The organism is Pseudomonas sp. NFPP07 (assembly GCF_900115645.1).
Lineage (GTDB): Bacteria > Pseudomonadota > Gammaproteobacteria > Pseudomonadales > Pseudomonadaceae > Aquipseudomonas > Aquipseudomonas chlororaphis.
In genome coordinates, this window is sequence record NZ_FOXG01000014.1 from 83,353 (window position 1) to 96,818 (window position 13,466).

A 13,466-nucleotide genomic window follows, 5' to 3' on the forward strand; every position below is an offset into this window, starting at 1 on the left:
TACATGCAAGCTTTAATCGACTCGGTAGGCACGCTTTCTGCCAAAGAAAGAAAAGCCCTGGCGATTTTGCTTAAAGAAAAGGGCATCAACCTTTTTGGTATCGCTCCTATCTGCAGCCGCGGCGCCGACGAGGCGCCGGTTCTCTCCTATACCCAGGAAAGCCAATGGTTCCTTTGGCAACTGGAGCCCGACAGCAGCGCCTACCACATCACCACGGCGTTGCGCTTGACCGGAGAGCTGGACCTGGACGCGCTGCGCCATGGGTTCGACAGCCTGATTGCCCGGCATGAAACCCTGCGTACTACCTTTTGCGAAGAAGATGGCATCGCGGTGCAGGTGGTTCATCCACCGGCGCCGCTGGACATCGAGGTCATCGATCTGCAAGCCGGCGGCCTGTCTTATGAGGAACAGGTCAACGCCCTGACCGACAGCAAGCGCCAGCCTCCCTTCGACCTGCGTAACGGCCCGCTGCTGCGAGCCAGCCTGTTGCGAGTGACGGCGGACGAACATGTGCTGGTCCTGACCCAGCACCATATCGTCTCCGATGGCTGGTCGATGGGGGTGATGGTCGATGAGCTGATCCAGCTCTATGCCGGCTACCGCCAGGGACGCACGGTCAACCTGCCGGCCCTGCCGATCCAATACGCCGACTATGCCAACTGGCAACGGCAGTGGATGGACGCCGGCGAGCGTGAGCGGCAACTGGGCTACTGGCTGCAGCAATTGGGCGGGGAACAGCCGCTGCTGATGCTGCCCCTGGACCATGCGCGCCCGGCGATCCAGAGCTATCGCGGTGCGTTGTTCGACATCCCGCTGGGAGATGAACTGCGGGTCGGCCTCAAGCAACTGGCGCAGCGTGAAGGGGCGACCCTGTTCATGCTGTTGCTGGCCTCGTTCCAGGTGCTGCTGCACCGCTACAGCGGCCAGACGGATATCCGGGTCGGCGTGCCCACCGCCAACCGCAACCGGGTCGAGACCGAACGCCTGATCGGCTTCTTCGTCAACACCCAGGTGTTCAAGGCCGAGGTCGATGGTCAGCTGGGCTTCATTGACTTCCTGCAACAGGTCAAGCAGACCGCCTTGATGGCGCAGTCCCATCAGGACCTGCCGTTCGAACAGTTGGTGGAGGCCCTGCGCCCCGAGCGCAGCCTGAGCCACAGTCCGCTGTTCCAGGTGATGTTCAACCATCAGACCGCGGTCAAGAAGGGTGCGCAGAGCCAGCGCCTGGACGACCTCAGTATTGAAACCCTGAGCTGGCAGGGGCGCGCCGCGCAGTTCGACCTGACCCTGGACACCTTCGAGTCCGAGGATGGCCTGTGGGCTTCGCTGACCTATGCGACCGACCTGTTCGAACCTTCGACCATCGAGCGCCTGGCCCAGTCCTGGGTGCAGTTGCTGCAGGGCATTGTCCAGCAGCCGCGCCAGCGCCTGGGGGACCTGCCGCTGCTGGGCGCTGCCGAGCAGAACCAGCTGCTGCACGAGTGGACCCCGGCCAGCGGTGAATTCCCCAGCGATGGCTGTGTGCAGCAACTGGTGGAAGCGCAAGCACTGAAAACCCCTGAAGCCGAAGCCCTGTTGTTCGCCGGGCAAAGCCTGAGCTACCGGGAACTCAATGCCCGGGCCAACCGTCTGGCGCACAAGCTGATCGAACTCGGCGTCGGGCCTGAAGTGCGCGTTGGCGTGGCCTTGCAGCGCACCCCAGAGATGGTCGTGGCCCTGTTGGCGGTGCTCAAGGCCGGGGGCGCCTATGTGCCGCTGGATCCGGATTATCCACAGGACCGCCTGGCCCATATGCTGCGCGACAGCCAGGCGCAGATCCTCCTGACCGAGAGCGCATTGCTCAGCGTGCTACCCGCGGTGGACACCCTGCAGACCCTGCAAGTGGATGCGCAACCGGGCTGGCTGGACGCTTACTCGACCGACAACCCGGCGCCGCGAGCGACCGCGGGCAACCTGGCCTATGTGATTTACACCTCCGGTTCCACCGGCCTGCCCAAGGGCGTGGCGATTGCCCATCGCAACGTGCTGGCGCTGATCGACTGGTCCAGCCGGGTGTACTCGGCCGATGACCTGCAAGGGGTCTTGGCTTCGACCTCGATCTGCTTCGACCTGTCGGTGTGGGAGCTGTTTATCACCCTGTCCAGCGGCGGTTCCATCGTCCTGGCGCGCAACGCCCTTGAGCTGCCGGAGCTGGCAGACCGCGACCGGGTGCGCTTGATCAACACCGTGCCTTCGGCGATCGCTGCGCTGCAACGCAGCGGGCAGATTCCGGCCAGCGTGCGGATCATCAACCTGGCGGGTGAGCCGCTGAAACAGGCCCTGGTGGATAGCCTTTATCAGCAGCCCGGGCTGGTGCACGTCTACGACCTGTATGGCCCTTCGGAAGACACCACCTACTCGACCTACACCCGGCGCGAGGCCGGCGGCCAGGCCAATATCGGCCGGGCCATCAGCAATACCCAGAGCTATATCTTGAGCCCGGATTTGCAACCGGTACCGGTGGGCAGCGCCGGCGAGTTGTACTTGGCCGGTGCCGGGGTGACTCGTGGTTACCTGGCGCGTCCGGGGCTGACCGCCGAGAAGTTCGTGCCCAATCCGTTCTCCAGCGACGGTGGCCGGCTGTACCGCACGGGCGACCTGACCCGCTATCGCGCCGATGGGGTGATCGAGTACATCGGCCGTATCGACCATCAGGTGAAGATCCGCGGCTTCCGTATCGAGCTGGGGGAAATCGAAGCGCGGCTGGTGCAGCAAGCGGCGGTGCGCGAAGCCTTCGTCCTGGCCCATGACGGTGACAATGGCCAGCAACTGGTGGCCTATATCGTGCCGAGCGAAACCACCGCGGCCGTCGAGGCCCAGGCCGCGCTCCGGGAAAGCATCAAGACTGCCCTGAAAGAACATCTGCCGGACTACATGGTGCCGGCGTACCTGTTGTTCCTCGAGGCGCTGCCGCTGACGCCGAACGGCAAGCTGGACCGCAAGGCCCTGCCCAAGGTCGATGCGCAGCAGCTGCAACAGGTCTATGTGGCGCCGCAGAGCCAGCTTGAGCAACGGATCGCCGCCATCTGGGCCGATGTGCTGAAGCTGGAACAGGTGGGGGGCACCGATAACTTCTTCGAACTGGGCGGCGACTCGATCATCTCGATCCAGGTGGTCAGCCGCGCGCGCCAGGCCGGTATTCGCTTTACCCCGCGGGACCTGTTCCAGTACCAGACGGTGCAAGGTCTGGCGGCGGTGGCCGAGCAGGGCGAGGGCGGGGTGCGGATCGACCAGGGTCCGGTGCGCGGCAGCACGGCGCTGTTGCCGGTGCAGCAGTGGTTCTTCGAGGCGTCCATGAGCGAGCGCCATCACTGGAACCAGTCGGTGCTGCTCAAGCCGGCCCAGCCGTTGCGCGCCGAAGTGGTGGAAAACGCCTTGCAGGCGCTATGGGTGCAGCATGACGCCCTGCGCTTGCAGTTCAACCAGCAGGCCGATGGCTGGTCGGCGCGGTTCGCCGATGCCGGCCAGCGGCCGAGCCTGCTCTGGCAGGTCACGGCGCAGAGCACCCAGGCCATGGAGCAATCGGCGATCGAGGCCCAGCGCAGCCTGAACCTGCAGGACGGACCGCTGTTGCGGGCCGTGCTGTTCAGCCTGGCGGACGGCAGCCAGCGCCTGTTGCTGGTGATCCACCACCTGGTGGTGGACGGGGTGTCCTGGCGGATCCTGCTGGAGGACTTGCAACTGGCCCACGCGCAATTGAGCGCCGATCAGCCCCTGGCATTGCCGGCCAAGACCAGCTCGACCCAGGCCTGGGCCGAGCAGATGCAGGCCTATGCCCAAAGCGCGGCGCTGCAAGAGGAACTCAAGTACTGGCAGGCCCAGTTGCAAGGCGTCGAGTCGAGCCTGCCGCTGGATCGCCCCGTGACCGCGTTGCAGAACCAGCATGCCAGCAGCCTGAGTTCGCGTCTGGACAAGGCGCATACCCAGCGCCTGTTGCAGGACGCCCCGGCGGCCTACCGCACGCAGATCAACGACCTGCTGCTCACGGCCCTGGCCCGGGTCATCACCCGCTGGACCGGCGAGGCCAGCGCCCTGGTGCAACTGGAAGGCCATGGTCGCGAAGAGCTGTTCGATGACCTGGACCTGACCCGCACCGTGGGTTGGTTCACCAGCATGTTCCCGGTCAAGCTGACGCCGCAGGCGGCCCTGGCCGACTCGATCAAGCAGATCAAGGAACAGCTGCGCGCCGTGCCGAACAAGGGCATCGGCTTTGGTGCCCTGCGTTACCTGGGGGACGAGGCGGCCCGGCAGGCCCTGGCGGCCCTGGCCGTACCGCGCATCACCTTCAACTACCTGGGGCAGTTCGACGGCAGCTTCGACGAGCAGGATTCCCTGTTCAAACCTACCGGTGAAGCCAAGGGCGAAGACCAGAGCCCGCTGGCCCCGCTGAGCAACTGGCTGAGCCTGGATGGCCAGGTCTATGGCGGCGAGCTGAGCCTGAGCTGGACCTTCAGCACGCAGATGTTCGACGCCGCGACCATCCAGCGCCTGGCGGACGACTATGCCGAGGAACTCAAGGCCCTGGTGGAGCATTGCTGCGAGCCGGGTCAGGGCGGCGCGACGCCGTCGGACTTCCCGCTGGCCGGCCTGAACCAGCAGCAGCTGGATCGCTTGCCGGTGGCGCTGGCCCAGGTCGAAGACCTCTACCCGCTGTCGCCGATGCAGCAGGGCATGCTGTTCCACACCCTGTACGAGCAGGCCGCGGGCGACTACATCAACCAGCTGCGGGTGGACGTGGACGGGCTCGATCCGCTGCGCTTCCAGCAGGCCTGGCAGGCGGCCATCGATCGGCATGACATCTTGCGCACCGGCTTTATCTGGCAGGGCGAGGTGTCGACACCGCTGCAGGTGGTGCACAAGCACATCGCCCTGGAGTGCAGCGAGCACGACTGGCGTGGCCAGCCACAGCCGCAGGAAGCCCTGGACGCCCTGGCCGCCGCCGAGCGCCAGCGTGGCTTCGAACTGGATGCGGTGCCTTTGCTGCGCCTGACCCTGGTGCGTCTCGACGACCAGCGTCATCACCTGATCTATACCAACCATCACATCCTGATGGACGGCTGGAGCAACTCGCAGTTGCTCGGCGAAGTGCTGCAGCGTTATGCCGGCCAGGCGCCGAACCATGCGCCCGGTCGCTACCGCGATTACATCGCTTGGCTGCAACGCCAGGATGCCCAGGCCTGCGAACGTTTCTGGAAAGAACAATTGCAGGCGCTGGACGAACCGACCCGCCTGACCCAGGCCCTGTCCCGGGTCGCGCAGATGCCGGCCGGCGCCGGCCATGGCCAGCACCATCGCGAGCTGGACCTGGCGCAGACGGCACGCCTTGGCGAATTTGCCCGGCAGCAGAAGGTCACCATCAATACCCTGGTGCAAGCCGCCTGGCTGCTGTTGCTGCAGCGTTGCACCAGCCAGGAAAGCGTGGTGTTCGGCGCCACGGTGGCGGGGCGTCCGGCGGAGCTCAAGGGCATCGAGCAGCAAGTGGGCCTGTTCATCAACACCTTGCCGGTGGTGGCCACGCCACGTCCGGACATGACCGTGAGCCAATGGCTGCAGGCGGTGCAGAGCCGCAACCTGGCGCTGCGCGACTATGAATACACGCCACTGTACGAAGTGCAGCGTTGGGCCGGGCTGGGTGGCGATGCGCTGTTCGACAACATCCTGGTGTTCGAGAACTACCCGGTGTCCGAGGCGCTGGAAAAAGGCGCGCCGGCACAACTGCAGTTCGGCGCGGTGGGCAACCATGAGCAGACCAACTACCCGCTGACGGTCGCGGTCAATCTGGGCCAGAGCCTGTCGTTCGAATTCATCTACGCCCGCGAGTCGTTCTCCGAGGCTTCGATGGTGCAGTTGGGCGGGCACTTGCAGAGCCTGTTGCTGAGCCTGATGGCGCATCCGCAGACGGGCCTGGGCGAGTTGCCATTGTTGACCCTGGAAGAGCAGCGCGGCATCCGCCAGGACTGGGATCACACTGATGTGGTCTATCCAACTAACCGCTTTGTCCACCAACTGTTCGCCGATCAGGCGGCCAGGGCGCCAGAGGCGCCGGCGGTGTTCTTCGCCGAACAGCGCCTGAGCTATCGCGAGCTGGATATTCAGGCCAACCAGCTGGCGCACAAGTTGATCGAGCTGGGCGTCGGTCCGGAAGTGCGGGTGGCCATCGCCATGCCGCGTTGCGCGGAAATCATGGTGGCCTTCCTGGCGGTGCTCAAGGCCGGCGGGGTCTATGTACCGCTGGATATCGAATACCCACAGGACCGCCTGCGCTACATGATGCAGGACAGTGGCGCGTGGCTGCTGCTGACCCAGAGCCATCTGCTGGACCGCTTGCCGATCCCGGACGGTTTGCCGACCCTCAGCGTCGAAGGCGCGGCCGATTTTGCGGCCTATCCGGTGACCAGCCCAGAGGTAGACCTGGCCGAGGAAAACCTGGCCTATGTGATCTACACCTCCGGCTCCACCGGCCTGCCCAAGGGCGTGGCGGTATCCCACGGTCCGCTGGCCATGCACAGCCTGGCCACCGGCGAACGTTATGAAATGAGCCCGGCGGATTGTGAACTGCACTTTATGTCCTTCGCTTTCGACGGTTCCCATGAAGGCTGGATGCATCCGCTGATCTACGGCGCCAGCGTATTGATCCGCGACGACAGCCTGTGGTCGCCGGAATTTACTTACGAGCAGATGCACCGCTACGGCGTCACCGTGGGGGTGTTCCCGCCGGTGTACCTGCAACAGCTGGCGGTACATGCCGAGCGCGACGGCAATCCGCCGGCGGTGCGGGTCTATTGCTTCGGCGGCGACGCAGTGCCCCAGGCCAGCTATGACCTGGCCTGGCGCGTGCTGCGGCCGAAGTACATTTTCAATGGTTATGGCCCGACCGAGACGGTGGTCACCCCACTGATCTGGAAGGCCAAGGCCGGCGATCCGTGTGACGCGGCCTATGCGCCGATCGGCAATATCGTCGGCAATCGCAGCGCCTACGTGGCCGATGCCAACCTCAACCTGTTGCCGGTGGGCGTGGCGGGCGAGCTGTACCTGGGCGGCCTCGGTGTGGCCCGGGGTTACCTGGATCGTCCGGGGCTGACAGCGGAACGCTTTATTCCCGATCCTTACAGCACCAGCGGGGCGCGGCTGTACCGCAGCGGCGACCTGACCCGCTATCGCACCGACGGTCTGGTGGAATACGTCGGTCGTGTCGACCATCAGGTCAAGGTGCGCGGCTTCCGTATCGAACTGGGCGAGATCGAGGCACGTCTGCTGGAGCAGGACCCGGTGCTGGAAGTGGCGGTGATCGCCCAGCCCGGGCCGAGCGGCCAGCAGTTGGTGGGCTACATCGTGCCGGTGGATGCCGAGGTGGCGTTGAGCAACGAGCGTCAGGCGCAGTTACGCGAGAGCATCAAGGCGCGGCTGCGGGAGAGTCTGCCGGACTACATGGTGCCGACCTACCTGCTTTTCCTCGAAGCGCTGCCGCTGACACCGAACGGCAAGCTGGACCGCAAGTCACTGCCGAAGGTCGATGCGCAGTTGATGCAGCAGACCTACGTAGCGCCGCAAAACGACCTGGAACAGCAGATCGCGGCGATCTGGGCCGATGTGCTGAAGCTGGAGCAGGTCGGCGTCACCGACAACTTCTTCGAGCTGGGCGGCGATTCGATCATCTCGATCCAGGTGGTCAGCCGCGCCCGTCAGGCCGGCATCCGTTTCACCCCGAAAGACCTGTTCCAGCACCAGACGGTGCAGGGGCTGGCCACGGTGGCGGAGCAGGGCGAAGGCGGGTTGCAGATCGACCAGGGCCCGGTGCGTGGCAGCACCGCGCTGTTGCCGATCCAGCAGTGGTTCTTCGACACCCCGGTACCGGAACGTCATCACTGGAACCAGTCGGTGCTGCTCAAACCGGCCCAGCCTGTGCAAGCAGCTGTCCTGGAGACGGCCTTGCAGGCGCTGACGGTGCAGCACGACGCCTTGCGCCTGCGGTTTGTCGAGGGCGAGGGGGGGTGGAGCGCAGCCTTCGCCGAGTTCGACCAGCAGACGCAACTGCTGTGGCAGGCCAGCGTGGCCAACGACCAGGAGTTACAGCAATTCAGTGAGCGCGCCCAGCGCAGCCTGAATCTGCAGGACGGCCCGCTGCTGCGTGCCGTGCTCTTTACCCTGGCTGACCAGAGTCAGCGCTTGCTGCTGATCTTCCATCACCTGGTGGTGGATGGGGTGTCCTGGCGGATCCTCTTGGAAGACCTGCAGGCGTTGCTGGGCAACCGGCCGCTGCCGGCCAAGTCCAGTTCGACCCAGGCCTGGGCCGGGCAACTGCAAGCCTATGCCAGCAGCGCGGCCCTGCAACAGGAGCTGGGTTACTGGCAGGCACAGCTGCAAGGCGTCGACTCGAGCCTGCCCTGGGATCACGCCAGCGACGGGCTGCAGAACCAGCACGCGTGCAGTGTCGATACCCGGCTGAGCAAGCGCGATACCCAGCGCCTGCTGCAGGATGCGCCGGCGGCCTACCGCACCCAGATCAACGACCTGCTGCTGACGGCATTGGCGCGGGTCATCACCCGCTGGACCGGTAGCGACAGCGCCCTGGTGCAACTGGAAGGCCATGGCCGCGAAGAGCTGTTCGACAGCATCGACCTGAGCCGCACCGTGGGTTGGTTCACCAGCGTGTTCCCGGTCAAGCTGACACCGCAGGCGGCCCTGGCCGACTCGATCAAGCAGATCAAGGAACAACTGCGCGCCGTGCCGAACAAGGGCATCGGCTTTGGCGCCCTGCGTTACCTGGGGGGCGAGGCTGCCCAGCAGACTCTGGCCGCTCTGGCGGTGCCGCGTATCACCTTCAACTACCTGGGCCAGTTCGATGCCAGTTTCGATGAAGAGCAGGCGCTGTTCACGCCGGCCCGTGAAGCCAAGGGTGAAGACCAGAGTGCCGAGGCCCCGCTGGGCAACTGGCTGACCCTCAACGGCCAGGTCTATGGCGGCGAGCTGAGCCTGGGCTGGAGCTTCAGCCAGGCGATGTTCGAGCCGGCGACCATCCAGCGCCTGGCGGATGAGTACGCCGAGGAACTCAAGGCCCTGATCGAGCATTGCAGCCAGCCCGAGCACCGCGGCGCGACGCCGTCGGACTTCCCGCTGGCCGGCCTGAACCAGCAGCAACTGGATCGCTTGCCCGTGCCGCTGGCCCAGATCGAAGACCTCTACCCGCTGTCGCCGATGCAGCAGGGCATGCTGTTCCACACCCTGTACGAGCAGGCCGCGGGCGACTACATCAACCAGCTGCGGGTGGACGTGGACGGGCTCGACCCGCGGCGCTTCCAGCAGGCCTGGCAGGACGCCATCGATCGCCACGACATTTTGCGCAGCGGCTTTATCTGGCAAGGCGAGCTATCGACGCCGGTTCAAGTCGTGCACAAGCAGATCGTGCTGGACTGTGTCGAGCATGACTGGCGGGGCCAACCTCAACAGCAAGAGGCCCTGGACGCCCTGGCCGCCGCCGAGCGTCAGCGCGGTTTCGAGCTCAGCGCTGCGCCGTTGCTGCGCCTGACCCTGGTACGGATCGATGACCAGCGTTATCACCTGATCTACACCAACCACCACATCCTGATGGATGGCTGGAGCAACTCGCAGCTGCTCGGCGAGGTGTTGCAACGTTATGCCGGTCAGTTGCCGGGCCATGTGCCCGGTCGCTACCGCGATTACATCGCTTGGTTGCAGCGTCAGGACGCCAAGGCCGGCGAGCGTTTCTGGAAAGAGCAACTGGTGGCCCTGGACGAGCCGACCCGCCTGGCCCAGTCCATGGTGGCGGCTGCGCAGGCGTTGAGCGCCAGCGGCCATGCCACCCATCTGCACAGCCTGGATGCGCAGCAGACCCGACGCCTGGGCGAGTTCGCCCGCCAGCAGAAGGTCACGGTCAACACCCTGGTGCAAGCCGCCTGGCTGCTGTTGCTGCAACGCTGCACCGGGCAGGACACGGTGGCGTTTGGCGCCACGGTGTCCGGGCGTCCCGCGGAACTCAAAGGCGTGGAGCAGCAGATCGGTCTGTTTATCAACACCTTGCCCGTGGTGGCCACGCCACGTCCGGACATGACGGCGCGCGACTGGCTGCAAGCGGTGCAACGCCACAACCTGGCTTTGCGTGACTACGAACATACGCCGCTGTATGAAGTGCAGCGCTGGGCCGGCCTGGGTGGCGAAGCCCTGTTCGACAATATCCTGGTGTTCGAGAACTACCCCGTCTCGCAAGCCCTGGAGCAGGGCGCGCCAGGACAATTGCGCTTCGGTAGCGTGGGCAACTTTGAGCAGACCAACTACCCGCTGACCTTGCTGGTGGGCGTGGGCGAAAGCCTGTCCCTGGAGTTCAAATACGCCCTGGCGTCGTTCTCCCCGGCAGCCATGACCCGGTTGGGCGAGTACCTGGAAAACCTGCTGCTGGGCATCATGCTCGACGCGCAGCAGTCCCTGGGCGAGTTGCCGTTGCTGGGGGCCGCCGAGCAGTCGCGGATCCTCCATGAGTGGAATCCGCCGGCCAGCCATTTCCCGAGCGAGCGCTGTGTGCATGAGCTGATCCAGGCTCAAGCGGTTAAAACCCCGGATGCCCAGGCTCTGATCTTCGGTGAGCAACGTGTCAGCTACCAGGCATTGAATGCTCGGGCCAACCGCCTGGCGCACAAGCTGATAGAACTCGGCGTCGGGCCTGAGGTGCGCGTCGGCGTGGCCTTGCAACGCTCGACGCAAATGGTTGTGGCCTTGCTGGCGGTGCTGAAAGCCGGCGCTGCCTATGTGCCGCTGGACCCGGATTATCCGCAGGATCGCCTGGCCCATATGCTGCAAGACAGTCAGGCGCAGATTCTGTTGACCGAGCGCGCATTGTTGGAAGTCCTGCCAACCCTTGAGTCCGTGCGAACCCTGCAACTGGATGCCGACGCTGGCTGGCTCGATGGGTACTCCGCGGAGAATCCACAGGCGGTGGCGACCCCGGATAACCTGGCCTATGTGATCTACACCTCGGGTTCGACCGGCCTGCCCAAGGGCGTGGCCATCGCTCACCGCAACGTGTTGGCGCTGATCGACTGGTCGCTGCAGGTTTACAGCCCGGCGGATCTGCAAGGGGTCTTGGCTTCGACCTCGATCTGTTTCGACCTGTCGGTGTGGGAGCTGTTCGTTACCCTGTCCGCTGGCGGTTATATCGTCCTGGCCCGTAATGCCCTGGAGTTGCCCGAGCTGCCGGCGCGCGATCAGGTGCGCCTGATCAATACCGTGCCGTCGGCCATTGCCGCTCTGCAGCGTGGCGGGCAGATCCCGGATGGCGTACGCATCATCAACCTGGCCGGCGAACCGCTGAAGCAGAGCCTGGTCGACAAGCTTTATGAGAACCCGGGGTTGCAGCACGTCTATGACCTGTATGGGCCGTCGGAAGACACCACTTACTCGACCTATACCCGTCGGGAAAAAGGCGGTCGGGCCAATATCGGCCGGGTGATCAGCAACACCCAGGGCTACATCCTCGGCGCGGACCTGCAAGCGGTGCCGGCGGGTAGCGCGGCGGAGCTGTACCTGGCCGGTGCCGGGGTCACCCGGGGTTACCTGGCCCGCCCGGCGCTGACCGCCGAGAAGTACGTGCCCAATCCGTTCGCCACGGACGGCGGTCGCCTGTATCGCACGGGCGACCTGACGCGTTATCGCGACGACGGGGTGATCGAGTACATCGGCCGTATCGACCATCAGGTCAAGGTGCGCGGTTTCCGCATCGAGCTGGGCGAGATCGAAGCGCGACTGGTGCAACAGGAGGCGGTACGCGAAGCCTTTGTCCTGGCGCAGGACGGCGATGGTGGCCAGCAACTGGTGGCGTACATCGTGCCGGCCGATACCGACGTAGCGCTCGATGTGGCGCGCCAGGCCAATCTGCGTGAGGCCATCAAGGCGCGGCTCAAGGACAACCTGCCGGACTACATGGTGCCGGCTTATCTGTTGTTCCTTGAGGCCTTGCCACTGACGCCGAACGGCAAGCTGGACCGCAAGGCCTTGCCGAAAGCCGATGCCAGCCAGGTGCAGCAGGCCTATGTCGCGCCGCAAACCGAGCTGGAGCAACAACTCGCGGCGATCTGGGCCGATGTACTGAAACTGGACCGGGTCGGCCTGACCGACAACTTCTTCGAACTGGGCGGCCATTCGCTGGATGCCTTGCGACTGGTCAGTGAGATCAGGCAGGCCTTGGGGCTGGAGTTGAGCCTCAACACCGTCTTCACTTCGCCCGATGTGCAGCAAATGGCCCGGTTCGCGACCACGCGCCAGGCGTCCAAGGCTGACAACATCGTCGCGCTGGGCGGAACCGGGCAGCCGGTTTTCTGTTTCCACCCGGCGGGCGGGACCGTCTATTGCTACCTCTCGCTGGCGGCGCGGCTCAAGGACCGTTATGCGGTCTACGGGGTGCTGAACGAGGCCTATTTGCAGGAGGACTGGAGCGAAACCTCATGGCAGGCCATGGTGCAGCGTTATGTCGGCAATATCAGGCAGGTCCAGCCGCACGGCCCTTATCGTTTGCTGGGTTGGTCCCTGGGCGGTTCCATCGCCATGGACGCCGCCAGCGAACTGGAGGCCATGGGCGAAGAGGTCAGCTTCCTCGGACTGTTCGACCCAACCCCGCCCGAGGATGCCGCGCATCGGCAGGTCGAGTTGCAGGTTCCTGCCGCAACATTGGCCGCCGAGTCCGAATGGCGGGCCGTGATCGACAAGCTGAGCCTGCTCTATCCGGCACAGGCCGGGCTGATTGGCAGCCGCTTGAGAGACGAGGCGCAACTGTCCTGGGACAGCATCTTTGCCTGGATGGTCGCCCATACCGACCTGCCGCGCGCGGAGCTGGACCGGGCGGTGACGCTGTTCAAGGCCGAGTTCGACAGCGCGCTGGTGAACACGGTGTTCAACGACCTGCGTCGTCTGTTTGCCGCCTATAGCTACCGACCGCTGCGGGTCAGCCCGCACTTGTGGTGGTCCGCGGACTACAGCGCGGCCCGGGTCATGCGGCTGGAGGAGGCCATCAGTGCCCTGGCGGGAGGTCAGCGTCCAGGCAGTTCGCTCAGGGTCGAGTCTTGCCATGAAGACATGATCGTTTCGCCTGCCTTGCTCGACAGCCTCAGGGAGCGCTTTCTGGCTCAGCGTTAAGTGCCACGCCAAAGGCCCGGATCAGTGATGATCCGGGCCTTTTTCATTGCGTTCTACTGAGTTTGCGGTCGCCCCGCGGGTGCAGATGACTTCCGGCACCCGGGGTGGGCTCGGCGATGAGGCGCACAGGCATTCGGCGGCCGCTGCAACAGCGGATGAGGGGTGGCTCGGTCGAGCGGGAAGGGGAGCAAGGCGGGGAGGGAAGCCCAGGATGAGCGCGGTCATCCTGGGGGGAGCCCTGGGTCAGCCGCTGGGCCGGGCAGGGCGGGCAGCGGGGTTCAAGCGGG

At 65.1% G+C, this 13,466-nt stretch carries 1 protein-coding gene; it reads left to right on the forward strand.

Annotated elements, in window-relative coordinates:
- Positions 1 to 3: 3 nt before the first annotated feature.
- Positions 4 to 13,179, forward strand: a complete 13,176-nt coding sequence (locus BM019_RS29060; RefSeq protein WP_092422335.1) for a non-ribosomal peptide synthetase — start codon at positions 4 to 6, stop codon at positions 13,177 to 13,179.
- The last annotated feature ends 287 nt before the right edge of the window (positions 13,180 to 13,466 follow it).

Bases quoted from the DNA above. Each gene is read 5' to 3' on its own strand.
- BM019_RS29060 (WP_092422335.1), top strand. From the start codon at position 4: ATGCAAGCTTTAATCGACTCGGTAGGCACGCTTTCTGCCAAAGAAAGA.